Below are 25,956 nucleotides of genomic sequence, written 5' to 3' on the forward strand. Positions count from 1 at the left end.
TCACCAGCATCGTATCACAACTAAAGGAAATGTAAATTTTACTAAATGACCGACTATTCCATTTTTGCTATATAAAAAAGGCCAAAAATGAATTTTGGCCCGAAAACTTACTCAATTATTGAATTAATAATATTTTCTGCTGTTTCTTTACCATTCTGAATACAAGCGACAATTCCAACTCCATAATAAGAACAGCCTGCCAGCACTACGTTTGGCATTGAATTTGCCATTTTAGCTGTTAATGATTGAATCGCGTCACCATGTGCTAAATGATAGTTTGGCATTTGATCGTTCCATTTGGTTACTTCAATTACTTTAGGCTTGCCCGTTAGATTTAGGCTCATTTCAATATCCTGGAGTGCGACTTCTACTAGCTCGTCTTCTGTCATATCCTTCATGCTCTCAAAGGCTGGGCTTGCCGTCTTATAAAACATGCGAACTAACAATTGGTTGCCTTTAGAGGTGTGTGTCCATTTTCGGCTTGTCCATGTGCACGCATTACATTTCACATCGCTATTTTCAGATACGATAAAACCTGTGCCCTCTGCTGGAAGTTGCGTATCTGCAATATCAAAACCAAGATATATGCTAATAAGGGAAGAATTTTTCAATCTATCGAAATCAGTATCCAACTGTTCATCCTGAAGAATTTCTTGCGCTACATGATGAGGTGCAGCGAGCACTACACTATCTGCTTCAATCGTCTCTCCATTAGCCAATAAAACTATATATCGACCATCCTTCTTTTCCACTTTTTTCGTCGCCACACCTTTAATAATCGTAGATTCGCTCAACACTTCCTCTAACCGGTCGATAAGTGTGGAAAGTCCATTTTCAAAGGAAATAAATTTTTTATTTGCGGCAGCTTGAAATTTTGCTTTATTTTCTTCTAGACCTTTAATAATACTACCGTATTTATTTTTATAATCAATTAAGTAAGGCAGAGTTGTAGCAATAGTAAGCTTGTTCAAATCGCCGGAGTAAACACCTGATAGCACAGGCACGATTTGTTTTTCCACTAGTTCTTTTCCTAAGAAATATTCTAAAAATGAGCCGACAGAGCTTTCTTTTGTGAAGGTTTCATTTGGTAATTCCAAATCCTTTAAAGCCTCTTTTTTCCCAGCATCCGAGACTAGCGTACTGCTATTTAACGACTCGATACTTGTAGGGATACCGAATACAGTGTCTGCTGGAATTGCATGTAGCTCATTGTTTGTGTAAATATAGGAAATGCCAGTTGAGTTGTACACTTTTTCATCCTCAAGCTGCAGCTCTTCTATTAATTGTGTGATTGCTTCGTTCCTCGCAACGATTGAATCCGCACCAACCTCCATGATGAAGTTGTCTTGATGCTTAGTATGTATCTTACCACCTAAAAACTCATTTGCTTCAACTAGTACTAGTTCTAAATCTAAAGACTTTTCCTTTTTAAGCTTTTGCAAATAATGCATCGTAGAAAGTCCTGTTATTCCTCCACCTATGACAACTACTTTTTTCACCGTTACCACTCCTCATTTCAATTCATACCACTAGTATAAGTGTTTTTCAAAATATCGGATATGATTTACCTCACTGTCTGAAGGTAAATTATGAACAAATAGAGAAGTTAGTTCTAAAGGCAATGTTTAGTAGTAAATATGAATAGGAGGAGATAATAAGCATGCAAAGGATAAAATTCATGTGGAAACTATTTTTAAATCAGCCAGCATGGTTTAAATTGGTTATCACAATTACTTTCCTAGCTTCAATCATTTTTAGTAGTTCCTACTTTTCTGAAAATAACTATTACGAGAGCATTTCTAAACTGGCTGCGGCAATCTTTTTTAGTGTCTTTGGATTTAAAACACGAGGAAATCGGCAAACTTCTATTATCTTTTTTATCCTTTCGGCATTCTGTTTGTTGTTAGCTATTTGGGCATTTTTTTAAAGTTAAAAAGGACCTAATTATAAGGTCCTTTTTAGTATGTTCTCTTTTTAGCTTTATGTTTATTCTCTTAAGTTAATTTCACTTGCACTTTTTGCAAACTTTTACATATACTAAAATATAGTTTAGTAAAAAATATTTTAGTAAAGAGAGGATACTTAAATGGGTCTTTTAGATATTTATCTACAAAAAAACGGAAAGAAACGGTACGATGTATTCAAAGAAACTGGAACAAGTCAGCAACAGCTTGCGAGTGTGAACAATAAAAATGTAAGCAGTTATTCCGTTAAAACGATACAAGCGATCGCTAAAACACTAGAAAAGAGTGAAGGTACTGTTTTAGAAGAGTTATTACAGCTAGAACAAGAAAATCCATATTTTGAAGCATTTAATATAGAAGATTTACTATTAGCTTTTAAAAACAAAGAAAATTATATTGTCATCAAGGGTGAATATAAAAAGGAAATAGATAAATTTGCTGAATCACAACTGTCAGAAACAGCAACTTTAGGATTGCAATTAGGTTCTGAGGGAATAGTTACCATTTTAACAGAAGCAATACTTCAAATAGCAAACCTATTCAGCGATAAAGATGCTGAGCAAAAGAAAATTGAAAGCCAAATCCGCAAGTATAAGATTAATAGAATTAATGAAAATGAACTACTATTGTACTTGCGTCAATTAGATTATTAACTTTTGGGATACTGGGCTTTTTCTAAAGCACCTTTCTTGCGGGAGTATCGTTACTTTTCAAGCTATCCAACAAAACATACCCAAATATTACACCAGCTATTGCTGTAAATGACATGTCACCTAACAGCAGAAACGTTTTTGTAAATAACCAATTCGGTCCGATAACAATTGCTAGAAGTGGAATGATTGCTATATAAAGAGATGGGATTCCAATTACAATGACCTTCATCCAGTCAAACGACCATCTCTTTTTATCATTAATTTCTATAATTAATTTTGGCAATCGCAACAGTAATCCGATAAATATCGGAAAAATACTGGCAAATGTTATATAAGGTTTCATATCAAAAATGATTGCCGATTTTTCTCTTAATTCCATTTGATATTTCATCCCAACATAACAGATAAATCCAATTACAATTGTGGAACTGAAGATAAATAAAAATCTTTGCATTCATACTCTCCCTTCCTCTTACTCCACTTTTCTCAACACCGCACGAATCGGACTTCCATCTGCTCCCTCTATTTTCAAGGGCAGCGCGATTAAATCATAATCACCTGGCTCCACATTATCCAGCAAGAGATTTTCTATAATATATATATTATGTTTAAACAGTGAATGGTGAGCCAACAGCTCTTTACTTTCTATACTATCCACAGACGGTTGGTCCGTACCTATTAGAAAAATACCTTTTTCCTTTAAAAACGGGCCAATATTTTCTCGTAATGTATTAATCCTGTCAGGAAATTTTTCAGGGGTTGACGTGTTCGTCGTTTTCAACAGCAAGCGCTCAACACCCGTCAAATCAAAGCCTTTTAATTCCTCTCTGCCAATTTCAGAAGCGCCAACGACACTTACCACTTTTGCGCGACCAATATACAGATTTACGTCAAGCATATCTGCTGTTTCGCCTTCACTAGCATAATGGAATGGTGCATCTGCATGAGTTCCAGTATGCAGACTTGCTTTAATCGTCCCGACATTTGCAGCACCCCCTTCTTTCTTTGTAGCGGTTAGTTCATATTCAAAAGGAGTATCTCCTGGCCAAGTTGCGATTCGAGTGGAGATTGTTTGTGTAATATCAATCCATTCATTTCCCATTTCTATAACCTCCTATAAAGTTGTACGTAAATTCCAAAGCTCTGGGAAGAAACGATGGTCCAATACATGTCGTAAATAATTCACACCTGATGAACCTCCAGTGCCCTTTTTAAAACCTATTATTCGTTCCACCGTTTTCATATGGCGAAAGCGCCACTGCTGAAGCCAATCTTCCACGTCTACTAGCTTTTCTGCTAACTGATACAAATTCCAGTATCGATCGACGTTCCGATAAACTTCCTCCCATGCCTTTGCAACCGATTCATCGCCCGAATATGTAATCGAGTAATCTCGATTCAACAACGAAGAATTTATCGCAAAACCTGCTCGAGCCAAAGCTTGGATTGACACATCATAAATACTTGGAGCCTGAAAAGCACCCTTCAAATCCTCATACAACTCTTTTTCCTGTTCATAAATCTTCAGTATATGTTTCGTCTTATAGCCAAGGGCAAATTCGATTTTGCGATATTGAAAGGATTGAAAGCCAGAAGCCTTGCCAAGCTTATCCCGAAACTCTAAATACTCGGCAGGTGTTAGTGTCGAAAGAACATCCCATGCCTGAATAATTTGCGTTTGAATTTTAGTCACTCGTGCTAGCATTTTAAAGGCTGATTGCATTTTATCTGCTTGAATCGCTTGAATGGCACTAGTTAGTTCATGCAGGATCAGCTTCATCCAAAGCTCACTAACCTGGTGGATAATGATGAAAAGCATTTCATCGTGATGCCCTGATAATCTATTTTGACTGGTCAATAAATTATCCAACTTCAAGTATTCCCCATATGTCATATCCTCGCTAAAATCAGTATGAATTCCACTTTCCTTCTTGTCATCTGGCATGCAATCCCTCCTAAATTAGGCAATGACATCACGTTTATTTTCATATTTTTTATAAAGCTCTTCCTTCATAATCTTTTTTAAAATTTGTACAGTTCTCCACACATCCTCAAAGGAGTTATACAACGCAACTGGTGCAAGACGAATGCCATTAGGCGAGCGAAAATCAGGAATAACTTGCTGTACTTTTAATGCTTTGCATATACGGGCCGCCTCTTCATGAACTAAAAAGATATGACCACCTCGTTTCGTCGATTCACGAGGATTGGCAATGACAAAATGATAATCCGCCAACTCTTGTTCCATTAGCATCATCATATAATTGGTCAGCTTTAATGATTTCTCGCGAATAGCATCGATTCCAACTTCTGCGAACATTTCTAACGATCCATATAACGGTGCACTGCTTAAAATATGCGGCGTACCAATTTGATAGGCACCAGCATCAGCAGCTGGAATCATCTGATTGGATAAATCGAATTGCTTCTCTTTATCGGATCCGAACCAACCTGCAAGTCCAGGTTTTCCCCCAAAATGCTTACGATTCACGTAAATGCCACCAGTTGCTCCTGGTCCGCCATTTACATGCTTGTAGTTACACCAAAAAGCAAAATCCACTCCCCACTTATTTAGCTCGTGTGGGACAGACCCAATAGAATGACATAAATCGAAACCAATTATAATATTGCGCTTATGTGCTGCTTCAGTAAGCATCTGGATGTCTAGTATTTGACCACTTCGATATAGCACACTAGGTAGTACGATTAAAGCAACTTCCTCGGTCATCGCATTTATAATATCTGCTTCGTGTAACGTATAGCCATCTCGACTTTTCACTAGTATCATATGTTCCTTCGAGTCAAAACCATGCAAGAACAGCTGACTACTAATTGCGTATAAATCGGATGGAAAGTTTAGTTCGTCTGCTACTATTTTCGTTCGCTTTCCTACTGGTTGATAAAAACTAGCAACTAATTGATGTAAGTTTGCAGTTGTAGAGCCTGTTATAATAACTTCATTCTTTTTAGCTCCAACTAACGGAGCACACATCTCACTCAATGTTTCAGGAAAATAAAACCATGGATGCTCCCCTTTTGTCCATCCGTCTATTCCATATTGTTTCCATGAATCTAGTAACGACAATACTGACTTTTCTGCTCGCTTTGAAAGTAATCCGAGAGAGTTCCCATCCATATAAATGACATCTGGATGAACATAAAATTCATCTCTATACATTCCCAAAGCATCTTGCTCGTCTAATTTTTTGGCATATTCCAACATAATACTCTGCATCTAAAACTCACCAGCCTCTTAAAAATCAAAATTTTCTTTCTATTTACATAAATCATATGTTTTAAGAGAACGAGTGTCAATGAATGATAGAAAGAGCATTGTAACAAACATTGAATAAATGCTATGAAACCGCCTTTAATCCTACTGCAGCCCCTAACACCATTGCTATAAAAATAATACGCTTCCAGTCTTTTGATTCATTGTAAAAAAGCATTCCTAGGATAGCGCCTCCAGAAGCACCGATTCCCGTCCAAATTGCATAAGCAGTCCCCATGGGTAGCGTCTTCATCGCATAGGTGAGAAAGCAAAAGCTAGCTCCAAAACCAATTAATAGTAAAACGAAAGATTGCCAGTTCCGATTCTTATGCAACCTGTTTATCATTGCAACTCCGAACATTTCAAACACCCCTGCAATAATTAAAGAAATCCATGCCATCAAGATCCCCCTACTATTTCCTGCTTATCATCTGTCACTAATTTCAAACCTATTACTCCTGCCAATAAAATTAAAATCATCAAGATCTTAGCTACTTGAAAGGATTCCCCAAAAAAGATAATTTCGGATAAAACCGTCCCGCCTGTACCCATTCCCACAAAGACAGCATAAACAGTACCTACAGGTAGTTTCCGTCCAGCCATAATCATGAGGTAAAAACTAATAATTATTGCAAGAATCGTTGCTGCCCAAGCCCAACCGTCATCGGCATGTTTTAAGCCAATTACCCAAAAAACTTCAAAAAATGCTGCTACATATACCTTCAACCACTCGATTTTCATCGTAATAATACCTCCTATTTGAATATATATAAAAAAGCCTGGAAGAAAACTGTTAAACAGTTTCTCCCAGGCTTTTATCCTTCCGTGACACAGCAGAGCTGCGAGTTTTCTCTCGGACCAGACCAACACCAATGGTTGCGGAACCCTAGAAAACATTTTTGATATGCAGTTACTTGAGATTATACACATATACTTTAAATAATTTCAAATAAAAACATTCAGAGTAACGTGAGGATTGTATTAATTAGTTGTATGGTCTAGTGAATAACTCCTGTAAAGACAAAAGGCTATGCTTCAGAAAGGTAGACACATCGAAAAATTGGATGCTGAAACCTACTCCACATAAGGCGAATCACCTAAGTGATTACACCTGAAAGATTAATTAATCCCAAACACGAACTCTAGGAACCCCTGCCATTCTTAAGTAATCTAGCAATTGGCCGGTATGGACAGATTCATGATAGGCGATTCTTAGCAACATGTCTCCCAAGCTTCTTATGTAACCTGAATCAGAACGATCAATTTTAATACTTATTAAATCCTCTTCAGAATATGAATTAATAGTTTTTATGAAGTCATTTCTATATGGTTCTGCAAATTTCAATTCTGCATTTACAGAAGAAAAAGGTTGTTTTTCGAAAGGAGAATCAAAGACTGCCAGACTGCCTTGATTTTGGATAGCTAGATGGTAATAATATTCACTTTCTAGAACATGCCTAACCATCTCTATGCAAGTCATTGCTTCGTCATCAGGTTTCCAATCTAGTTTTTCTGGGGGAATAGATTTCCAAACCTTAGTACTTCTTCTTCGTACCTCGTTAAAATTTAAAAGAATTAAATCAATTGAGTTCATAATTTATGCTCCTTTAATTGATATGATTTAAATATACATGAATGAACTTTCAAATAAAAGAGAGAGATTGTGATTAAAACATTCGTCATAGCTCGACCATAATGTGTAATAAAAGTGAAGTTGCTTATTCAACTAACGGATACTTTCTTCAATAAGTAGTAAAATTTTTTTCCTATTAAACTAACGAAGCAGGTTAGTTTAATAAGAGAAGTAATTTTACTTCAAGAAGAAGTGAAGTTTATTTCTTCTAATGGGTCAGGTGAGTTGAGGTAGAAGTAGGTATTTTTTAAATCGTATCAAAGCACTTTATAGGCATGCCATTTAGAAAATGGATGATTTTTTCGAAATCAAACAATAACTTTAACATGACCAAACAAAAAGAGTAATCACCATAAAGGCAATTACTCCGATAATCTTTAATTCATCTTCAAATCGGTTAATACAATAACATTTGGGTGATCACGAAGTTTTGTAACTGGAATTTCCTCCGTTACATCTCCATTTAACAACGCTTCTATAGCAGCTCTTTTTGTTTCTCCAACTGCTATTAAAAGAATGAATTTTGCTCTCATTATTGAAGAAATACCCATCGTTATTGCTTCCTCAGGGACTTCATCAATACTGTCAAAAAATCTTGCGTTAGCGGATCTTGTGGAATCTGTTAACTTTACAACAGCTGTTTCACTTTCAAAGGACGTACCTGGTTCATTGAATCCTATATGACCGTTCACGCCAACACCTAATAATTGCATGTCGAGCGTTAGTGATTTCAAGAGATTTTCATAGCGTATTGCCTCAGCATGTACATCTTCCGCTTCTCCATTCGGGACATTTGTAGCTTTAAAGGGTTTGGCATCAAAAAGATGCTGTTGCATAAAAGTGTAATAGCTTTCTGGATGTGTTTTAGACAGTCCTACATACTCGTCTAAATTTACACTTGTACAATGGGAAAAATCCAATGAACTATTTCGTAGTTTTTCATATAATGGTTCCATCGTTCCACCCGTTGCTAATCCAAATGTTGTAGCACCATTTTTTAATTGGTTTGCAATTATTTCTACTGCACGATTGTATAGCGCAGCTTTATCTTCCCATACTTCTAAATTTATAGTCATTCGTTAACCCACCTTTTTTATTCTTTGCTTAAATAGATTATTAGTTGGTGAAATTATCATTATATTCAATTTGGACATTTCATGCAATAACCAAACTTGTGGGTACAGAGACGCTATTCAAAATCTATTCTTTTTTTGTATTTTTCCATCATCGCTTCGTTATGGAGATGACTATCGGATAAATTGGCGCTTTTGAAAACAGGCAGTTCCTCTGTCTCCTTACTTATCTCTTCAATTACTTCGCATAAAAGAGCGTTGAGTAGTGCGGCACCAACAACCGTGGACGCCGGTCCATATTGCAGTCCCTTGTTACTTAACAGGCCATCACCAACTGGAACATGTGTGTTTAAAGCAATATCCACTACTTGCTCAAGTCGTTTACCACTTGAATGACGTCCCTCCTGGTCCTTGTATAGTAACGATTGCAGCGAAAGGACTAAGATTCCTGCTTCTTTTCCTAAGAAAGCCATATCTATTGGCGCTGGGTTCCGACCTGAAGTAGAAATGACAATTAGAATATCATTTGGCTCAAAGCTTATTTGGTCCTTATTTCGGTCGATAAAAGTCGGATCTTTTTCATTTTGTGAAGATGTCAGTGCACCTTTATGTAGCATTAAAGGCTCTAGGGTAATAGGAGCAACTGGTACGAGCCCACCTGCACGATAGTAGGCTTCCTGAGCCAAAAGATGCGAATGTCCACATCCAAACAATTGGAGTATTCCACCCTTTTTAATACGGTCAGCAATTAATTTAGAAGCATTTGCTATATTTTCTTTTTCGTGTTCTGCAACCTGCTCCAGCAAAGTATTTATTTCCTTCCAATAAGACTGCATTTGATCACCACCCTTTTCTTTTAATTTTCAAATACGATATTTCCCCGACAGATTGTTTTTTGGACATTCAATCCCATATCTAATATAACCAAATCTGCATCGAATCCTTCACCAATATAGCCTTTATGCGATAATCTCAATTGCTTCGCAGCATTTGTAGAAGACATCATCACGAGTTCCTTCAACGAACAATCAGTCGACTGTTTCATATTGCGCACCGCCTGATCCATTGTCAGTATGCTACCAGCTAACGCTCCACTAGATAGATGAGCACCCTTTTCTGTGACATGTACCGTTTGACCACCAAGATCATACTCCCCATACGCTAATCCCTTGGCACGCATCGCATCTGTTATCAATATAATTCCTTCTGCACCTTTTAAACGATATGCAAAATTTACAGCCTTTGTATGACTATGTATATAATCGACGATAATTTCCACTTGCATTCTGTCTTCCATTAAGACAGATCCGACTATACCTGGTTCGCGATGGTGAAACGGTCGCATTTGGTTATATAAATGGGTCGCCTGTCTAGCTCCTAATTGAACTGCCTTTTCTACCTCTTCTGAAGTGGCATCTGAATGTCCGATTGAAACGACAATCCCTTCCTTACTCATAGCTTGCACAAATTCAAAGCCACCAGCTACTTCTGGAGCCACTGTCACTTGTTTAATACGGTTGCCACTCAGCTTTTGCCAATTTTGAAATTGCTCAATAGAGGGCTCAGTTATATGCTCTACTGGCTGTGCTCCAGCCCATTTAGTTGAAATATAAGGACCTTCTACATGGATGCCCAAAATCTCTGCTTCATCTTCCTTATTAACAAATTTGCCTACATTTTTGAGTGCTGCTTCAATTGCATCGACCTGTTGCGTAATCGTAGTCGGCAAATAGCTAGTAGTACCCTCTTTAACTAATGAGCGCGCCATTCCTCTAAGTGCTTCTTCCGTGGCATCCATCATGTCAAATCCAGCAGAACCGTGAATATGCATATCAATAAACCCTGGCATAACTATCCAATTCTTTGAAGCTCCATCTAAATAGATATCAGACTCTACTGTTAAAGCTTGCCCCATTTGTTCAATCTTACCGTCCCGGATAAATATATCCCCATTACTCTCCTGATCATAATTCACTATAGTAACATTCGATATAAGTATAGTTCTGTTCATTTACAGCACCTCCGTAGTTTACTTATCTATACATATAATAAAGAAAAGCTGTTTAATATGGAATCCCAGATTAAACAGCTTTTCAATTAATAACTATTTACGAATTTTTTCAATTTCATCAGCAACAAATTGTACACTTGTGCCAACAATAACTTGAATACTTTTCGGTCCTACTACATTAATACCTGGTACGCCAGTGTCTTTAATTTTCTTTTGATCGACTTTATCCATATCTAATACTTCTACTCTTAAACGAGTTGTACAGTGATCTACAGATGCCACATTCGCATCTCCACCTAGACCATCATAGATTCTAGTTGCCATATTTGAAAACTTATAATCGGATGAAACTACAACTGTATCTTCATTCTCATCTGTGTCGTCTTCTCTACCTGGAGTTTTTAAGTTAAACTTCACGATTAAGAAACGGAATAAGAAATAGTAAATAACTGCAAATACTAATCCTTGAAGTAATAGCATCAGCGGCATATTTGCAATAGGAATACGTAAACTTAATACGTAATCGACAAACCCTGCGCTAAATCCAAAGCCTGCTGTCCAGTTAAAGGAAGCTGCAATGAACAATGATAAACCAGTTAATGCTGCATGAACAACATAAAGTGCTGGAGCTAAGAACATGAACGAAAATTCAAGTGGCTCTGTAACACCTGTAAAGAATGCTGCAAAACCAGCTGCAAGCATAAGAGAAGCTGCTTGTTTTTTACGTTTTGTTTTAGCTGTATGATACATTGCTAGAGCTGCTGCTGGTAATCCGAACATCATAATTGGGAAGAATCCAGCTTGATACATACCAGTTACACCTTTAACACCTTCACTTGCCCAGAATTTACCGATATCATTAATACCAATTGTATCAAACCAAAATACTGCGTTTAGTGCATGATGTAAGCCTGTTGGTATTAGAAGTCTATTAAAGAATCCGTAAAGACCTGCACCTGCAGCACCCATACTACTAATTGCTTCACCAAAGTTAACTAGACCACCAAAAACGATTGGCCAAATATAAAATAATGCTGCAGAAGCAACTAACATAGCAACTGCTGACATAATAGGTACTAGACGTTTTCCACTAAAGAATGCTAAGAAATCAGGTAGTTTTACGTGACTAAAGCGGTTATACATTAATGCAGCAATAATACCAGATAGAATACCTATAAAAGCATTATTAATTTTTCCAAATGCCGGATCCACATTCTCTACATCAATTCCTTGTAACAAGGAAACTGTTCCACTGGAAAGCATCGTTGTCACAACTAAGAAAGCTACCAACCCACTTAAAGCAGAGGCTCCATCCTTTTCCTTGGACATTCCTATCGCTACCCCTACTGCAAATAGAATAGGAATATTATCGATAATAGAGGCACCAGCTTTTATCAGAAAGGCTGCAAGTACGTTACCAGATCCCCAACCAGTCGGGTCAATCCAGTATCCAATACCCATAAGTATTGCAGCTGCCGGTAATACAGCTACTGGAAGCATTAAAGAACGTCCCAGCTTTTGTAAAAATTTCATCATAACTCATTCATCTCCTTTTTCCTGTCATAATTAAAATATAATAGTATAAAATAATGCCAATTTACGAAACTTGTGTTCTTAAACGTTCTATATGCAATGCAATGTAGCCTAACTCTTCTTCTGGAAACTCAATTCCATGCGCATCCTTCAGTTCTTTTGCCAGTTGGGTTGCGCAGCTATAGCCAACTGGGAATTTCTTTTGAATCATCACTAGCATTTCTTCATCCATCATGTGAAGCTCAGACTGATTTAACCTTGTTAATGCAAAACGTAAATGGGTGATTAATCGGTGATAGGAAATATCGTTTTCATCAATCTCAATGTTCAAGTATTGTTTAATCGATGAAACCATACCTTTGATAATATTCGTTTGTCTTATGGTCTGATGTAAATCCCCCCCCTGAATTTTCATCGTATGTATGTGAAGCGCTATGTAAGCCGCTTCATCAACAGGCATTTCTACCTGACACGTATTATTTATATGCTGGATTGCCCAAAGACCGATTTCAAATTCTGCTCTATATAGAACGCGAATCTCATGGAGTAGTCTGTTATTTAGATTAATGCCATCCTTAGCCCGTTCAATAGCAAAAGAAATATGGTCAGTTAAAGCAATATGAATATGCTCATTTAATCTAGTATTTAAATACGTCTCTGCGTAAGTGATTATTTCCTCTGAGATCGTAAAATGCTCTTCAGGAATGCGACTTAATAATTGCACTAGCTTGTCATTTTCTTGCATGACAAAAATCTTTTCAATTTTGGAACCGATGATTATATCATTTCGTTTCTTTTGAAAAGCTATCCCCGAACCAATTGCTATTTTTTCTCGTCCATCTTGTAGGACAATCACAGCATTATTATTAAGTATTTTGGTAATCTTAATGGAAAGTCAGCTCCTTTCACATACTTCCCACAAGTACTTATTTTTTAGAAACTGTCATTACTAACGATTCGCCCGCAGTACTAGTTGTAGCGTCCACATATTCTACAGTTCTCTCTGCACTATTGGTGATGATGATTGGTGTGATAATACTCGGAACTTTATCTTTAATAAGCTCCCATTCCACTTCCATCAGTTTTTGTCCAACAGAAACCTTATCGCCTTCATTTACAAACACAGAAAACCCTTCACCCTTTAGTGCGACAGTTTCCAACCCGACGTGAATAAGAACCTCGGTTTCATCCTTTGTACGAATACCAATAGCATGCTTTGTTTCGGAAATTAGCACCACCGTTCCATCTATTGGCGCAACTACATTTCCTCCTGTAGGCATTATAGCTACTCCTTCACCCATCATTTTTTGACTGAATACTGGATCTGGAACTTGCTCCAAAGGAACGACCTGACCATTTAGTGGCGCGAAGACTTGTACGATATTTTTTTTCTTAAATTTAGCAAACATTGTTTTAACTCCTTTGTATAAAATATATTAATGGATCTAATCGTTAAGAACATAAAAAGGCATGGGGCAAATGAAAAGAATAATAATATTCTCTCTCAGTTTACCACCATGCCTGCAAAGTTCAGTAACATGTGACCAATATGCTTGTGCTTATATTCAGATAATATCATCAAAACTTAAAAATTGCAATGCAAAGTTCTTAGTAAGGAAATGACCTTCCTTTTTCTGAAATTTTGTGGGCAAGTCGAATAGTTGAAACTGCTAACTCTGCATAAGAAACTTCTTTTTTAGGATTGAATGCCCCATGATCCACCTCTAATAGTTCTAATGCGTTAGCTAAAGCAACATACCCCATTAGTTCTTGTTGTACTTTATCAGCGTCTGAAAATGGAAGCTTATAAATTGTAGATTGCTTAGCTGCCTGGTCAAGTCCTAATGCACGGATATACCATACTGATAGCTGTTCTTTACTAATAGGTTCATCTATTGCAAAGTTCTTCGTATCAGGTATTATAATACCCATTTCAACTGCCCGCTCTACAGATTGGTATAACGGATGCTTTGGACCGATATTATCGAATGATTGTTTGTTATTTTCTTGTTCCGGATAATAGTAATCTGCATACATATATGTCAGAGATTTCATTAGAACTTGGAGGGCTTCCCCTTTCGCAATAGCAGCATCACCGTTAAATTTCTTTGGATCCTTTACGTCGAGAATTTTAGCATTTATAAAATAGTTAAGCTCTTCCTCTGCCCAAGGATGAGATACTACAGTCGGATTACCGTTTCCATCTAAAGCCATCCACTCACCAGTTAGAGCGTTTAAAGTATTGTAAGATCTATCATTATATAATGGAGAATAGACAAGCTCATAGTGAGTATTATCTGGTTTATAGTTGGCCTTCATATAATTGAGTTTTAAACTTAATGAATTCCCGATAATTTCCTTCGCCTTTTTTTCAGCAATTGCTTTCGCTGGTGATGGCCAATTTTCTACCTCTTGATAATTCACATAAAGATTATTTAACGAACCATCCTTCGCAACTCCTACGCTAATATAATCACCCGCAACAATAATGCCATTTACAACTCTCGGAAAATTAAACATATAGCTTTTTTGCATGTCGTCTACATATGCTGCCTCCGTTGGCTTTGCATAATGATGTAAATAAGATGGAGCCCAATTTTTCATATGTTCAATCGCTTTTTCTAGCGCTTTTTTCTCTGAAATAGGTTTTGCATCGCTCGGTTTCTTTCCTAGCTGTTCTAGAATCTGATTTTTCATATTATAGTACTGGATGATTTCGCCTGTTTTTTTATTGACTTCTAGGCTTGCTCCTAAACCACCATTTGGAAAGCTATACATATATTGAACACTAATTACTTGCTGCCCGTTATAATTTTTTGTTTCACTAATGGACTCGATGTTCAATTTAACGTCCTTTATATCGACCTTCAGTAGTTTCTCTACCTTTTTCTTTACCTCTTCTACAGTAGTCCCAGCCACATTCTTTGACGGCAAAGGTTTTGAAGTAATCATAGACAGGCTCGTTTTCTTAGGAAAATTCGCAGAGTAACCATTTAAAGTTAAATATTTTCCAGTAGTTGCATGAACACCAAGTAAGCTTGGAGATGGCTGATATATCAGGCGAACTTGACGTTCACCAGTTTGATAGTCTATTTCTACTTGATATTGCTTTTCAACAAATATATTTTCTTTCACTGTTTTTAAGATAGCATCCTTTGCCTTTACTTTTTTTACATCGTCAAAGGTAAATGCCTTGTTAGCTTCTGCATTTCTATAAAAACCCACAATCTCCCCGTTCCCTAAAACAGAGACTTCTATGCGTTGATCAGCAATGGGAACCTTGTTTTTCAAACGACTGTAAGAAAATGAATATCGAATCGGCTCCGTTAGTAATTGAGTTGGATAATAGCCATATGAGTCTGTTTCTAATTGGTACTCTCCGCCATCCAAATATTTTTTCATAAAAGCTCCTGCAATTTTCTGTGCATCCACTTTGGAAACTTTAGCAGGAAATAGAGCATCCTTTACATTTGCCGGTTGATAATAGAAGTTTTCTATTTGTAAATCCTTCCCTACAAATGAAACATTCCCATATAATTGTTTTCCATTGATTGTTTTTGTGAAGTATAAATCATAACGCATTGTTTCCTCACCAGGATAATAATATCCACCATTCATTTGAAAATCAGCTTTTGTTAAAAAATCGAATTGCTTCGGAAAAAATTCCCGGAACTTCTTGATTAGGTCATCCTTCGTGAACACATTTTCAGTGGATGCAGCTTGAATTTGCACAGGTGGTTGTTCGTTTAAAGTCGTTGTTGCATTCACGTTCGTTGAAAATAGTCCAAGTGATAATGCAGAAGCTCCTAGTATTATACCAACATGTTTTAAACCCATAAAATCTCTCCTTCATTTGCAGTCTTTGAATTCTATGATTGCAGATGAAAGAAAATGCCAATTATTTTTTAGTAAACCTTACTGAAGTATATAGAAATGAAATCCAATGTTGATTTCCGCTGCGGCCGGACGCTTTCCGTGGGCACGGCTCGAGCCTGTAGTCTCTCCCTCGCGCTGTCCCACAGGAGTCGCCGTCCTGCGCTACAATCAACAAAATCCACTTTTTATATAACTTATAAAAATCGATATTAAGTAAACATTCATATTTTAAATATACTCAGTGGTGTGCTATTGAAAAAGCACAGTACCTTTTGTGTAGGTACCATGCTCCAGTTTAGAAGTTATTATCTTTTTTTCTGTTTAGTAAAGTTATTTTTCTCTAGCTTGATATAGGCTGCAGACACATTCTCAAACTCTTCTTCACTTTCCATCATGACAAAGCTATTGTCTTCGGCTACTTTGAAAAAGAAAATACCTATATCTTCTTCTGAGTCTTGCTGTATATCTTCTATAAAACTAACTGCTACATATTCTGTATTTTCAACACGAAGATAACCTAAAACTTTCATCTCCTGTTCTTGGTCATTTTCATCTAATACCTTGAACGTCCCGCCAACTTCCAGTTTATCATCATTTTGTAACATTCCCTTTTCCTCCTACCTTTAAATTGAAAAAAAGAGGAATCATCCTCTCATTCTCAAACTAACTATTCTGCATCATCTTCTGATTCTTCCGCTTCCAGAAATGCTGCTGACACTTTTTCAAATTCTTCATCTGTTTCTATTTCCGCTAAGTCTTCTCCCTCAATAACTTGGAAAAAGAATACGTCCATGTCTTCGTCTGTTTCCTCTTGCGTATCATCTGCGAATGCAACAGCTGCATACTCTTTATCTTCAATCGTTAAAAGCCCGATTACTTCGATTTCTTGCTCACGATCATCTTCATCTAATACCGTAAGAATTTCTCCCACTTCAATGCTTCCCATTTTTTCTTCCATTCAAAATTCCTCCTTTTATTTAATAGTATTATTCATAGTTCCCTGCTTATTCAAATCATCTCATATTCGTTAGCCTATAGCAAAATCCTACCTTTAATATGAACGATTATATTTCTTTTATTACCCTGGCTGGATTTCCACCAACCATTACATTATCTGGGATATCCTTTGTAACGATTGCTCCCGAAGCTACCACTACATTGTTCCCTATTTTCACGCCAGGATTTATCACTGCTCGACCACCTATCCAGACATTATGCCCAATATGTATAGGCTTACCATACTCTGTACCTGCTATTCTTTCTTGTGCATTTAATGGGTGCGTCGCAGTATATAAATGAACACCAGGGGCGATAAAGCAGTTATCCCCAATTCTAATCTCACATACATCTAGAAAGACGCAGTCAAAGTTAGCATAAAAATTTTCACCTACATGAATATTGTAGCCATAATCACAACGAAACGTTGGTTCCACATAAAAAGCACCATTTGTGGAACCAAAAAGTTCATGTATCAGATCTGTACGTTTATCGTCTTCTGTTTCGAGTGTTTCATTATACAATCTCGTTAAACGCCTTGCATTCATTCTTCCCTCAAATAATTCAGGATCAGCTGGATTATATAGTTCCCCATTTAACATCTTCTCTTTTTCTGATGTCATATAAATTCCCCCTTAATTGGAAAAGCTTAATTATCATATAAACTTGTTTTGGCATCTTCTATTATCCATTCCGCTGCGCTTAATAAATCTGGAAAAACAGCATCCGCTAATGGATCGCTTTTACCTAAGAAAACTCCCTTAGTACCTGCCCTCTTCCCCGCAATAATATCTGTGTCGGTATCACCTACCATATAGGATTTAGACAAATCGATATTATATTTTTTCCCAAGATCTACAATTAATTTACTGTTTGGCTTACGACATGCACAGCCAGATTTTGGCTTATGAGGACAGTACACCACTTCATGAATAGTGGCATCCTCCTTTTTTAAAGTTGCAATCATATGGTCATGGATTTTTTGCAGTTGGGATTCCTTCATAAATCCCAAACCAACTCCTCCTTGATTAGTAACGACAAAAATATGATCGAAAAATACATTCAATTTCTTAATCGCTTCGGGGACACCTTGTAAAAAGTAAAGTTCCTCTGGCTTGTTCACAAATTTAACTCTTTCTGTTAGCACCTCATTTATAACACCATCACGGTCCAAGAATATGGCAGTCTTCATGTCAATACACCCCTGTCAAAATTTCAACTACTGCCTATAGTTATTCCCTAAACTAACTGCACTTATTTCTTATCTATTACAAATGTATAAGAAACTTCCCCATTTGCCCATTGTGCAAGCACCTCGTACACATACTTACCAGCACTTTTTGGCACCTCTATTTGGTTATCATTTACGGGTACCTCTTGTTGCCTGCTATTTGCATCCCACAAATATGCAGTTAATGTTGGTTCATCTTCTATTTTAATATGAATGGTCTTGCTCTGATCAATTTCAATCGCATCATAATTTTCTGCAATTTGATAGGGTGAAGCTGTATCCGCTTGAATAACCTGTGTTTCCATTCCTTGTTTTCGTTCCCAACTATAATTCCCTTTCATCATTTCATATGACTGTCCATTTACTTCTATAGTTGCTGTCATTGTAGGAGGAAATTCATTTTCTCTTCCCTGCTTACTTAACTCCGAAGAACAAGCTGGCAGTAGTAGTGATAATCCTAGTAAAGTTATCGCAAAAACACGTTTCATAACATAACCCCCTTGTAAGGATTAGACTATAAATACAGAATAACGTTACATTTTTAGTAAAAAAAGTTGGGTATCAGCACTGCTGATTTTCAACTATTATAACAGCATTACTTTGCCTAGCTGCCCCTGTGTACTAGCATAATGGAGGGCTTTCAGTGATTCGACTTTATAAACAGCTGACTGCCTATTGCTATTAGAAGTAGCACTAGAATAAAAAGTTAAGAAATTAATTTATCTTTCTTGTTCCGCTATTTTCTTAAGTTCAATTGATCGGGATATAATAAACTCCCTCATATATCTTTCTAAAAATAATTTATCTGCCAATACTCCTAAAATTCCTAAAGGAGACTTATAGTCAAATGTGTCAATCATTAATGTCCCCTCAGGTACTTCTATAAAATCATGTGTATGAATGAACGAATGAAATGCGCCCTTTATCATCGTATCTTTAAATTGATTTGGTCTATCCATGCATACTATTTTAGCAGTAAGTTTTTGTCGAATACTGAAATGTGTTGCTTCCCAAGTGACTGTATCACCTTCCTTTAGTAAACCTGTCGTCACCCCAGCTACTGCTTTTTCATTTGTTTTAGTGGTTGTTTTTGTATGTACTTCTACGTTTCTGGCAAGATCAAAACATATCTCTATCGGGGCATTTATGATTTGTTTATGCACAATTTTAGGCAACTATTAACCCCCTTCATTTATTTCCCTAACGAAAAGCCTTCTAGCAATCGCCCTCCAAAAGGTTCCATCACTAACTCTACTAACTTAATTACCTTTCTTTTATCATCCGTTTTGTAATAGGTATCAAATGCTTTGACAAATTGATTGGTGAAGTCTTCATCAAATGCCTTTAAAGAGCGAACAATCCATTTTGAAGTTCCTATCCAACGACGGTTAGTCCTTAAAACAAATTCACTTAAAAGTTCTGCTAAGTTGTTTGCGATGAATATTTCCTCGGCTCTATTGGAACAACCTATAAAATCATCTAGTGCATCTGTAAGGAAATACCGTTTAATTTGCACAGTTTCTTCTGACCATATGTCTGGACCTTCCATCAACAGATCCTCTGCTTCTTTTTTTATAGGTTCAATTATTCCATCGTCCTTTAGAACAATTCCCTCCGACACCATTCTAGGTAGAGATGGTCTAGCACGTTCTCGGTCACTCTCAAAAAACTCCTTATAGGAACTTCCATTATGTATAAACACTTCAATTGGCCAATCGAATTCTATAAATGACTCACGATACGAAGACGGAACTGACTCATCAAAAATCACAATGTCTAAGTCAGAGGTATCCGTTGCCTCTCCCCTGATGACACTTCCTGCTAGCAAAGCACCATTACAACTCGGAAAATATTTTTCTATAAATTTTTGAGCTACCTTAATTGGAATATCTTTTTTCACGTCTATCATCCCCCTACCTTAATAATTTCTATGATAAGGAAGAAATACCTTTATTAAATCGGAAAATACATAAAATATAAATCCTTTTTTCGCTCATGTTATATTTCTCAAAGTATAGACTAGTCCTTTTCTGTAAAACAATAGTCCTGATTTTTAAATTAATGGTCGTACCCTTTCACCTGTATTTGAAAAATTCAAAGGATTTATTTTCCTATCTCTTGGATTTTTAATACAATTAGTAAAAATAGGGAATTTGTTTTTAGTTAATTTCGAAAGAAGGAGGATTTTTTCAATGCAAAAAAACAGGAGAATGTTGGCATTCGGTCTAGGAATATCAGTAATATTCGGAGGATGTAGCCTAGGAAATGATAATACAAAAAGTACCGAAACAGAAACAGCAGTATCTTCAGGTGAAGAACAAAAAATTTCCATCAACACCAAAAACTTTGTCAGAGTTCAGGATTATAACGGAGAAGGCTACGCGTTAAGAAATGGTGAAAAAACAGATAAAATAGCAGAAGATAACCGGGAGGAAATTGAAGTTGCCGTGAAAAAATTCTTTAGTGAAAAATTTAAAACGGACGTAATTGTTCATAACCTAGTTGGTGCTGTGAATGGTGTTTCGGTCTTTGTAGAATCAGTAGGAGAACCACATTTTCACGCTATTGCAATTGTACCAATTGATGTGAAAAGCAAAACAGTGAAAACTGATGGTGTATGGTCACAAGAAGGTCAAGTAGAAAACGCCCTATCAGGTGGCTTGTATGCAATGGCTTATGAAGAAGAAATGAATAATTTAGATAACTTTGTAAATCAAGTAATTACGAATTATCCTGTTATAGGTAAAAATATAGAAGCTGTCAACAATACTGCTTCAGGACACTCTACCCCCCACTACTATATTAGTATATTCGATGATGTATTCGACGAGCTTAACAACCTGTATTTAAAGAACCAAAATGTTAGTAAAGAAGAGTTGAGAAACACTCTAGATGAAAGTAAATTTAATCCAGATGGAGTGAATGTAACCCTTAATTTTTTCATGAAGGAAGCAAACACTGAACCAAACGAGGAAGCTTACGATGAGATATATAATAAGATTAAAACTACAGATGGGTTACCAAGAGGCTCCTATGCTTTGATATTAAATGACAACACAATAAACAGTAAATATGGGACTAATACAAACGATAACACAATAAATAAAAACCCTTTAAATCAAATAATGAAGGAATAGGAATCTAACGTCTCTGACCAACTCCAAAATACATGTTAGGGGGATTTTCATATGCTTAAGAACAAAAAAGTTATGGCATTCGGTTTACTCATAACAGTTTTGTTAGGCGGATGTAATATCGAGAAAGATATTGCTAAAAGGACTGACATTGAAATGTCAGTCCGAACAAATCAAAAAGATGGAATTACGTTAAACACAGAAAATTTAGTAAGAGTGCAAGAGTATAACGGGGAAGGTTATGCCCTAAGAAATGGCGAAAAAACAGATAAAATTGCAGAAGATAACCGGGAAGATATTGAGGTTGCTGTGAAAAAATTCTTTATGGACAAATATAAAACAGATGTACTTGTACACAATCTAGTAGGTAATAAGGATGGTGTTACGGTATTTGTGGAATCAGTGGGAGAACCACATTTTCATGCTGTTGCAATTGTACCAATTGATGTAAATAATAACACAATTGAAACAGACAAAATGTTTACCCAAGCCGGTCAAGTAGAAGATGCGCTAGCCAGTGGACTATACGCAATGGCATACGAAGAGGAAATAGAAAATTTAAATAACTTTGTAGAGCAAATATCAAAAGATTATTCCTTAATAGGAAAAAATAAAGAAGCTATTCAAAATGTAGGCGGAACCGGATTTTTAACTCCTTTTTATTTCATTAGTTCTATAGGTGAAACCTTCGATAAGATTAACTCTTTGTATCTAGAAAATCAAAATGTAGATAGAAAAGAGCTAAGAAGTATTTTGGATTATAGCAAGTTCAATCCGGATGATGTGAACATCGTTTTTAACGTTTTTATGAAAGACGGCAATACAGAGCCAGATGAAAAAGTTTACGATGAAATTTCCAATATGATTGAAACATCTGAAGGATTTCCTAGAGGCTCCTACTCTCTCCTAATGCATGATAACTTAATCAACAGTAAATATGGAAGCGGCTCGAAAGGAAACACTATTAATAAACATGCACTGAACGAGATCATGAAAGAATAGATTTTCTTGCTATCTTATTTACGCTAAAGTAAGTCACAATTTATAAAGTACGTCTAGCAGTTTAGTCCTTTCACCTAAAACAAAAGTCCTTATTTAGTATTATTAAATCATACCCTTTCTCCTGTTTTTTAAAAATTCAAACAAAAATTCTAGATTATATTTTCATATCTCTTCTCGTTTTAATACAATTAGTAAATATAGGATATTTATATTAAAAGGTTTTAACATCCACATAAGGAGGATCTTCATATGCATAAGAACGAAAAAGTCTTGGCATTTGGTTTAGGCATAACAGTTTTGTTAGGAGGATGTAATATGGGGACGGATAATGTAAAAAATACAGAAACGGAAACTGAAACAGTAGCACAAGCAGGTGAAGAACAAGAAATTTCTATGAATACCGAAAATCTAGTTAGTGTACAAGATTATAACGGAGAAGGCTATGCATTACGAGACGGAGAAGAAACGGATAAAATTGCTGAGGATAATCGCGAAGAAATAGAAGTTGCCGTAAAAAAATTCTTTAGCGAAAAATATAAAACGGAAGTAATTGTTCATAATTTAGTAGGTGCTGTAGACGGTGTATCGGTATTTGTAGAATCAGTAGGAGAACCACATTTCCACGCCTTTGCAATTGTACCAATTGATGTGAAAAGCAAAACAGTGAAAACAGATAGTGTATGGTCACAAGAAGGACAGGTAGAAAACGCACTTTCAGGTGGCTTATTCGCTATGGCTTATGAAAAAGAAATGACTACCTTAGATAGTTTTGTAAATAAAATAGCTAAAGATTATCCGGTTGTGGGGAAAACCAAAGAAGCAGTAGATAAGACAGATTCTGGTTACTCTACTCCTTATTATTATCTAAACTTTTTTACAGATGTTTTCGATCAACTTAACTCTAAGTATCTAGAAAACCAAAAAATTAGTAAGGAACAGCTTAGAAGCTTTCTAGATGAAAATAAATTTGAGCCTGAAGCTGTAAAGATTACGATAAACCTCTTCATGAAAGAATCGAACGTAGAACCTGATAAAGAAACGTATTCAAAAATTGTTTCTGAAATTGAAAGCACGGAAGGTTTGCCAAGAGGTGCTTATACTCTACTTTTACACGATAACTTAATTGATAGTAAATACGGAAGTGGTTCAAAAAACAACAGTATTGAGGAAACTACTATTAATGAAATTATGAAGGAATAGGAGAAGATAACCTATGACTACTATAAATAACGTAACTAGTCCGAATACTAATGACAAAGATTTAGTTGAACTAGCAGGCTATCATGCCTACCAAAAATACAATGTTAAAGATAAACTACAAGTTAATGACAAAGATTTTTATGTTATCAATACACTTTACAATACTTCCTCAGGACTCGATGCAATAACCGTTCAAAATTTTGAAACGAATGAAATTTCCGTTGTCTTCGTAGGAAGTCAACAATTAGATAAAGACTGGCTGGAAACGAATACAAAGCTAATAGGCAAAGTTCCACCACAGCAAATTTTAGATGCCAAGATCTATTTCCAACAAATGAATAATAAATATGGAGAAATTTCTTCTGTCTCTGGAAATTCACTTGCTGGTGCTTTAACAAACGCAGTTGCGATTGAGAATCCTCAAGTAAAAGCAGTGACGCTTAATCCTGCTATTCTTCCTCATGGGATGGTTGATCCTACTAAAGAGTATGCTAATATTACAAATTACTATAGTCAGTATGATTTCCTCACAGGGACGGAGGAATCGCTTGGTTTAGGTGCAAGGATTCCTGGAAACAAATTTGGGATAAATAATGGCGTTCCTCTCTTTTCGATGCTTGGTTCTAATCACACCGGCTATGTAAAGGCGGATGAGAATGGTGAATTTAAAATTGAAGTAGGGATAAAAGGTCAACCTGGGCATGGATTTATCTATATTGGTGCAGATGATCATATCGTCACGAGCCTTTGGACTGGTTCCCCTTTATATGGTGGTCAAACAGAAAAAATTGTTTTAAACAAAGAAAATTTGCTACTGCTATCAAACGGGATTCAAGATCAGGTAAAAGGTAGAATTACGAATGTCCAAAATTATCTAAACAACTCCGTAAGTATTGTCTTAGATGAAAGTATGCAGTTTAGCAATCGTGTAACGACCTTACAGCAAACCTTTCAAATGATGTTTGATGAAACTGCGGGAGATCCTTTATTTAACGGGATATCCAACACTGGTACGCTTATCAAAGGATGTATCGACCACTTAATTGCTCTATTAGATGCCGCTGAAGCTAAATGCAGAATACTAAACTCTATCTTAAACTCAAAGCCTGCAGAAATTATTGAATTTATCGCTTCCATAAATATTGATGTAGAGAGCCTCTTTGCTCCTGCAAGAGACTATTTAAACCAGTTAAAAAATGATGTGGATAACTTAGTGAATGGTGCACAAAACATTATCCAAACATACATACCTGAGCTTTTTAAAGGTGGCAAGGATATGTTTGTCGATGCAGTAGTTGGTGAACTAAATGCGCATTACTCAATCGTTCACAAAAACAAAGAGGCTGTTTATAACCAATTAACCAACTATGAAAAACAGGTTAAAGATATAGCTACTTCCATGTTTAACAAGGATCAAAACCTGGGAAGCTCTATTCATTCTGGGACCTCTCTTGCAGACGGTGTAGATGCTATACAAAAGACGGAGATCATGAATATTGAAGATTCCCCATACTTATTAATAGGAATGAAAATAAAAGAACTACAAGTTAATCTAGCTCATCAACAATTCACCTCGTTAGTAACTACAATATTACAGCCAATCGTTGATAGAATTTTCCAGGTCGCTCTGTTTGTTGAAGCAGCATTATCTTCTATTATTATTAGAGTTAAAGCTGCCTTAAATGTAGGGTTATATGGTAATCCAGTTGGTCTATTAATTAGTCTATTTACAGATTACGAGCAAGAAATAAAAGCAGCAGTTAATAGTGCATTAGTTCCTTTAGAGGAGATTAAAACAATTGCAGAAACTGTGCGTATTGGAGCTGGTAGTATGTCAGGCAATATTCCTGAAATGCTTCAGAACTTTAAGCCTTATATAGATACAGCCATTTTCGAGCCTGGGAAATTTGATGACGTTAGGCTCTATAACATTTCAACTTTAGCTATTTTAGACGAAATGGAATTGCTATTTAATGATATTATCTTTCAGTTATCGAATGAAAAAGCCAATGCTATCGAAGCAACACTAGAAGTATCCAAGAATGTATTAAGCAATCTACAGCTATTAAAGGAACAGGTTAATCGAGGTACACTTTAAGAAAAAAGGTGAGCTCCAATTGATCTCACCTTCCCTATACTAATTATTTTTTCGCTTGTTAGAGGGATTTTTATTAATATGATTCGTTACTTTATTTTTCGATATCTCCACAAACTCTTCTGAAAATTCCTCGTCAGGATTATTCGTAGGATTTTTGTATAGCTCATAACTATTGTGCGTTCGAACATTGATAGTTTTTTTGTTATTTTTACTCATGAATATTCACCTCCTAGAGTCTAATTTGCTCTAGCTAGAAGGTTTTATGCCTACTGTGTAAGTGT

At 36.2% G+C, this 25,956-nt stretch carries 29 protein-coding genes and 1 riboswitch; of the genes, 6 read left to right on the top strand and 23 right to left on the bottom strand.

Going from position 1 to position 25,956, the window contains the following annotated elements:
* Window positions 1–107: 107 nt before the first annotated feature.
* The gene (locus tag BLR36_RS12465; protein WP_093062078.1) at window positions 108–1,499 is read right to left on the bottom strand and encodes a protoporphyrinogen oxidase; all 1,392 of its coding nucleotides are present in this window, start codon (window positions 1,497–1,499) and stop codon (window positions 108–110) included.
* Window positions 1,500–1,660: 161 nt separating this feature from the next.
* Here BLR36_RS12465 and BLR36_RS12470 point away from each other — a divergent pair, with 161 nt between their 5' ends.
* Together BLR36_RS12470 and BLR36_RS12475 are read left to right on the top strand one after the other, a co-directional pair.
* Complete coding sequence (locus tag BLR36_RS12470) at window positions 1,661–1,927, top strand: hypothetical protein (protein ID WP_093062079.1); 267 nt, start codon at window positions 1,661–1,663, stop codon at window positions 1,925–1,927.
* 159 nt (window positions 1,928–2,086) lie between these two features.
* Window positions 2,087–2,617: a helix-turn-helix domain-containing protein gene (locus tag BLR36_RS12475; RefSeq protein ID WP_093062080.1), complete on the top strand. Its 531-nt coding sequence runs from the start codon at window positions 2,087–2,089 to the stop codon at window positions 2,615–2,617.
* A gap of 22 nt (window positions 2,618–2,639) precedes the next feature.
* On the opposite strand, the gene BLR36_RS12480 is transcribed toward BLR36_RS12475, so the two are convergent.
* The 21 genes from BLR36_RS12480 to BLR36_RS12580 all read right to left on the bottom strand — a co-directional run bounded on the left by BLR36_RS12480 (window position 2,640) and on the right by BLR36_RS12580 (window position 20,150).
* Window positions 2,640–3,071, bottom strand: coding sequence for a hypothetical protein (locus BLR36_RS12480; RefSeq protein ID WP_093062081.1), 432 nt, complete (start codon window positions 3,069–3,071; stop codon window positions 2,640–2,642).
* A gap of 18 nt (window positions 3,072–3,089) precedes the next feature.
* Entirely contained in the window at window positions 3,090–3,719 is a 630-nt protein-coding gene (gene kynB, locus BLR36_RS12485; protein WP_093062082.1) for an arylformamidase, read from the bottom strand.
* 12 nt (window positions 3,720–3,731) lie between these two features.
* Window positions 3,732–4,562, bottom strand: a complete 831-nt coding sequence (gene kynA, locus BLR36_RS12490; RefSeq protein WP_093062083.1) for a tryptophan 2,3-dioxygenase — start codon at window positions 4,560–4,562, stop codon at window positions 3,732–3,734.
* Between the two features lie 15 nt (window positions 4,563–4,577).
* Window positions 4,578–5,852, bottom strand: a complete 1,275-nt coding sequence (gene kynU / locus BLR36_RS12495; protein ID WP_093062084.1) for a kynureninase — start codon at window positions 5,850–5,852, stop codon at window positions 4,578–4,580.
* A gap of 121 nt (window positions 5,853–5,973) precedes the next feature.
* Window positions 5,974–6,288 carry a DMT family transporter gene (locus tag BLR36_RS12500; RefSeq protein WP_093062085.1) on the bottom strand — a complete coding sequence of 105 codons (315 nt, stop codon included), beginning with the start codon at window positions 6,286–6,288 and terminating at the stop codon, window positions 5,974–5,976.
* Entirely contained in the window at window positions 6,288–6,629 is a 342-nt protein-coding gene (locus tag BLR36_RS12505) for a DMT family transporter (RefSeq protein WP_093062086.1), read from the bottom strand. The genes BLR36_RS12500 and BLR36_RS12505 overlap by 1 nt, the downstream gene beginning before the upstream one ends.
* Before the next feature lie 61 nt (window positions 6,630–6,690).
* A riboswitch (guanidine-I (ykkC/yxkD leader) is annotated at window positions 6,691–6,789 on the bottom strand.
* Between the two features lie 222 nt (window positions 6,790–7,011).
* Window positions 7,012–7,482, bottom strand: a complete 471-nt coding sequence (locus BLR36_RS12510) for a DinB family protein (RefSeq protein WP_093062087.1) — start codon at window positions 7,480–7,482, stop codon at window positions 7,012–7,014.
* Window positions 7,483–7,898: 416 nt separating this feature from the next.
* Window positions 7,899–8,597, bottom strand: coding sequence for a glucosamine-6-phosphate deaminase (locus tag BLR36_RS12515; protein WP_093062088.1), 699 nt, complete (start codon window positions 8,595–8,597; stop codon window positions 7,899–7,901).
* Between the two features lie 113 nt (window positions 8,598–8,710).
* Window positions 8,711–9,430 carry a sugar isomerase domain-containing protein gene (locus tag BLR36_RS12520; protein ID WP_093062089.1) on the bottom strand — a complete coding sequence of 240 codons (720 nt, stop codon included), beginning with the start codon at window positions 9,428–9,430 and terminating at the stop codon, window positions 8,711–8,713.
* A 20-nt stretch (window positions 9,431–9,450) separates the two neighbouring features.
* Window positions 9,451–10,605: an N-acetylglucosamine-6-phosphate deacetylase gene (gene nagA / locus BLR36_RS12525; RefSeq protein ID WP_093062090.1), complete on the bottom strand. Its 1,155-nt coding sequence runs from the start codon at window positions 10,603–10,605 to the stop codon at window positions 9,451–9,453.
* 93 nt (window positions 10,606–10,698) lie between these two features.
* Window positions 10,699–12,141, bottom strand: coding sequence for an N-acetylglucosamine-specific PTS transporter subunit IIBC (gene nagE, locus BLR36_RS12530; RefSeq protein ID WP_093062091.1), 1,443 nt, complete (start codon window positions 12,139–12,141; stop codon window positions 10,699–10,701).
* Between the two features lie 61 nt (window positions 12,142–12,202).
* Window positions 12,203–13,027: a PRD domain-containing protein gene (locus tag BLR36_RS12535; RefSeq protein WP_093062092.1), complete on the bottom strand. Its 825-nt coding sequence runs from the start codon at window positions 13,025–13,027 to the stop codon at window positions 12,203–12,205.
* 37 nt (window positions 13,028–13,064) lie between these two features.
* Window positions 13,065–13,547: a PTS sugar transporter subunit IIA gene (locus tag BLR36_RS12540; protein ID WP_093062093.1), complete on the bottom strand. Its 483-nt coding sequence runs from the start codon at window positions 13,545–13,547 to the stop codon at window positions 13,065–13,067.
* Between the two features lie 199 nt (window positions 13,548–13,746).
* The gene (locus tag BLR36_RS12545) at window positions 13,747–15,975 is read right to left on the bottom strand and encodes an S-layer homology domain-containing protein (RefSeq protein WP_093062094.1); all 2,229 of its coding nucleotides are present in this window, start codon (window positions 15,973–15,975) and stop codon (window positions 13,747–13,749) included.
* 344 nt (window positions 15,976–16,319) lie between these two features.
* Window positions 16,320–16,619: a DUF1292 domain-containing protein gene (locus BLR36_RS12550; RefSeq protein ID WP_093062095.1), complete on the bottom strand. Its 300-nt coding sequence runs from the start codon at window positions 16,617–16,619 to the stop codon at window positions 16,320–16,322.
* Window positions 16,620–16,681: 62 nt separating this feature from the next.
* Window positions 16,682–16,960, bottom strand: a complete 279-nt coding sequence (locus BLR36_RS12555; protein WP_093062284.1) for a DUF1292 domain-containing protein — start codon at window positions 16,958–16,960, stop codon at window positions 16,682–16,684.
* Between the two features lie 118 nt (window positions 16,961–17,078).
* Window positions 17,079–17,633, bottom strand: coding sequence for a maltose acetyltransferase domain-containing protein (locus BLR36_RS12560; protein ID WP_093062096.1), 555 nt, complete (start codon window positions 17,631–17,633; stop codon window positions 17,079–17,081).
* Between the two features lie 26 nt (window positions 17,634–17,659).
* Complete coding sequence (locus BLR36_RS12565; RefSeq protein ID WP_093062097.1) at window positions 17,660–18,202, bottom strand: D-glycero-alpha-D-manno-heptose-1,7-bisphosphate 7-phosphatase; 543 nt, start codon at window positions 18,200–18,202, stop codon at window positions 17,660–17,662.
* A gap of 62 nt (window positions 18,203–18,264) precedes the next feature.
* On the bottom strand, window positions 18,265–18,729 hold the full coding sequence (locus BLR36_RS12570) for a hypothetical protein (protein WP_093062098.1): 465 nt from the start codon (window positions 18,727–18,729) through the stop codon (window positions 18,265–18,267).
* A gap of 231 nt (window positions 18,730–18,960) precedes the next feature.
* A complete protein-coding gene (locus tag BLR36_RS12575; RefSeq protein WP_093062099.1) occupies window positions 18,961–19,416 on the bottom strand; it encodes an SRPBCC family protein in 456 nt (151 codons plus the stop codon).
* Window positions 19,417–19,433: 17 nt separating this feature from the next.
* On the bottom strand, window positions 19,434–20,150 hold the full coding sequence (locus BLR36_RS12580; RefSeq protein ID WP_093062100.1) for a nucleotidyltransferase domain-containing protein: 717 nt from the start codon (window positions 20,148–20,150) through the stop codon (window positions 19,434–19,436).
* 283 nt (window positions 20,151–20,433) lie between these two features.
* Between BLR36_RS12580 and BLR36_RS12585 the strand changes: the two genes are divergently transcribed.
* The 4 genes from BLR36_RS12585 (at window position 20,434) to BLR36_RS12600 (ending at window position 25,675) form a co-directional block, all read left to right on the top strand.
* Complete coding sequence (locus BLR36_RS12585) at window positions 20,434–21,378, top strand: DUF1672 family protein (protein WP_093062101.1); 945 nt, start codon at window positions 20,434–20,436, stop codon at window positions 21,376–21,378.
* 51 nt (window positions 21,379–21,429) lie between these two features.
* Window positions 21,430–22,377, top strand: coding sequence for a DUF1672 family protein (locus BLR36_RS12590; protein WP_093062102.1), 948 nt, complete (start codon window positions 21,430–21,432; stop codon window positions 22,375–22,377).
* 249 nt (window positions 22,378–22,626) lie between these two features.
* Window positions 22,627–23,577: a DUF1672 family protein gene (locus tag BLR36_RS12595; RefSeq protein WP_093062103.1), complete on the top strand. Its 951-nt coding sequence runs from the start codon at window positions 22,627–22,629 to the stop codon at window positions 23,575–23,577.
* A 13-nt stretch (window positions 23,578–23,590) separates the two neighbouring features.
* Complete coding sequence (locus tag BLR36_RS12600; RefSeq protein ID WP_093062104.1) at window positions 23,591–25,675, top strand: SA1320 family protein; 2,085 nt, start codon at window positions 23,591–23,593, stop codon at window positions 25,673–25,675.
* A gap of 39 nt (window positions 25,676–25,714) precedes the next feature.
* Here the strand turns inward: BLR36_RS12600 and BLR36_RS18845 are convergent, their stop codons facing one another.
* Window positions 25,715–25,891, bottom strand: a complete 177-nt coding sequence (locus tag BLR36_RS18845; protein WP_175454073.1) for a hypothetical protein — start codon at window positions 25,889–25,891, stop codon at window positions 25,715–25,717.
* Window positions 25,892–25,956: the final 65 nt, after the last annotated feature.

This window comes from Psychrobacillus sp. OK028, from assembly GCF_900103605.1.
Lineage (GTDB): Bacteria > Bacillota > Bacilli > Bacillales_A > Planococcaceae > Psychrobacillus.

Bases quoted from the DNA above. Each gene is read 5' to 3' on its own strand.
- nagA (WP_093062090.1), bottom strand. From the start codon at position 10,605: ATGAACAGAACTATACTTATATCGAATGTTACTATAGTGAATTATGAT.
- BLR36_RS12550 (WP_093062095.1), bottom strand. From the start codon at position 16,619: ATGTTACAAAATGATGATAAACTGGAAGTTGGCGGGACGTTCAAGGTA.
- BLR36_RS12510 (WP_093062087.1), bottom strand. From the start codon at position 7,482: ATGAACTCAATTGATTTAATTCTTTTAAATTTTAACGAGGTACGAAGA.
- BLR36_RS12500 (WP_093062085.1), bottom strand. From the start codon at position 6,288: ATGGCATGGATTTCTTTAATTATTGCAGGGGTGTTTGAAATGTTCGGA.
- BLR36_RS12475 (WP_093062080.1), top strand. From the start codon at position 2,087: ATGGGTCTTTTAGATATTTATCTACAAAAAAACGGAAAGAAACGGTAC.
- kynU (WP_093062084.1), bottom strand. From the start codon at position 5,852: ATGCAGAGTATTATGTTGGAATATGCCAAAAAATTAGACGAGCAAGAT.
- BLR36_RS12555 (WP_093062284.1), bottom strand. From the start codon at position 16,960: ATGGGAAGCATTGAAGTGGGAGAAATTCTTACGGTATTAGATGAAGAT.
- BLR36_RS12570 (WP_093062098.1), bottom strand. From the start codon at position 18,729: ATGAAACGTGTTTTTGCGATAACTTTACTAGGATTATCACTACTACTG.
- kynB (WP_093062082.1), bottom strand. From the start codon at position 3,719: ATGGGAAATGAATGGATTGATATTACACAAACAATCTCCACTCGAATC.
- BLR36_RS12470 (WP_093062079.1), top strand. From the start codon at position 1,661: ATGCAAAGGATAAAATTCATGTGGAAACTATTTTTAAATCAGCCAGCA.
- BLR36_RS12565 (WP_093062097.1), bottom strand. From the start codon at position 18,202: ATGAAGACTGCCATATTCTTGGACCGTGATGGTGTTATAAATGAGGTG.
- BLR36_RS18845 (WP_175454073.1), bottom strand. From the start codon at position 25,891: ATGAGTAAAAATAACAAAAAAACTATCAATGTTCGAACGCACAATAGT.
- BLR36_RS12515 (WP_093062088.1), bottom strand. From the start codon at position 8,597: ATGACTATAAATTTAGAAGTATGGGAAGATAAAGCTGCGCTATACAAT.
- BLR36_RS12545 (WP_093062094.1), bottom strand. From the start codon at position 15,975: ATGGGTTTAAAACATGTTGGTATAATACTAGGAGCTTCTGCATTATCA.
- BLR36_RS12580 (WP_093062100.1), bottom strand. From the start codon at position 20,150: ATGATAGACGTGAAAAAAGATATTCCAATTAAGGTAGCTCAAAAATTT.
- BLR36_RS12585 (WP_093062101.1), top strand. From the start codon at position 20,434: ATGCAAAAAAACAGGAGAATGTTGGCATTCGGTCTAGGAATATCAGTA.
- kynA (WP_093062083.1), bottom strand. From the start codon at position 4,562: ATGCCAGATGACAAGAAGGAAAGTGGAATTCATACTGATTTTAGCGAG.
- BLR36_RS12505 (WP_093062086.1), bottom strand. From the start codon at position 6,629: ATGAAAATCGAGTGGTTGAAGGTATATGTAGCAGCATTTTTTGAAGTT.
- BLR36_RS12480 (WP_093062081.1), bottom strand. From the start codon at position 3,071: ATGCAAAGATTTTTATTTATCTTCAGTTCCACAATTGTAATTGGATTT.
- BLR36_RS12540 (WP_093062093.1), bottom strand. From the start codon at position 13,547: ATGTTTGCTAAATTTAAGAAAAAAAATATCGTACAAGTCTTCGCGCCA.
- BLR36_RS12520 (WP_093062089.1), bottom strand. From the start codon at position 9,430: ATGCAGTCTTATTGGAAGGAAATAAATACTTTGCTGGAGCAGGTTGCA.
- BLR36_RS12560 (WP_093062096.1), bottom strand. From the start codon at position 17,633: ATGACATCAGAAAAAGAGAAGATGTTAAATGGGGAACTATATAATCCA.
- nagE (WP_093062091.1), bottom strand. From the start codon at position 12,141: ATGATGAAATTTTTACAAAAGCTGGGACGTTCTTTAATGCTTCCAGTA.
- BLR36_RS12595 (WP_093062103.1), top strand. From the start codon at position 22,627: ATGCATAAGAACGAAAAAGTCTTGGCATTTGGTTTAGGCATAACAGTT.
- BLR36_RS12600 (WP_093062104.1), top strand. From the start codon at position 23,591: ATGACTACTATAAATAACGTAACTAGTCCGAATACTAATGACAAAGAT.
- BLR36_RS12590 (WP_093062102.1), top strand. From the start codon at position 21,430: ATGCTTAAGAACAAAAAAGTTATGGCATTCGGTTTACTCATAACAGTT.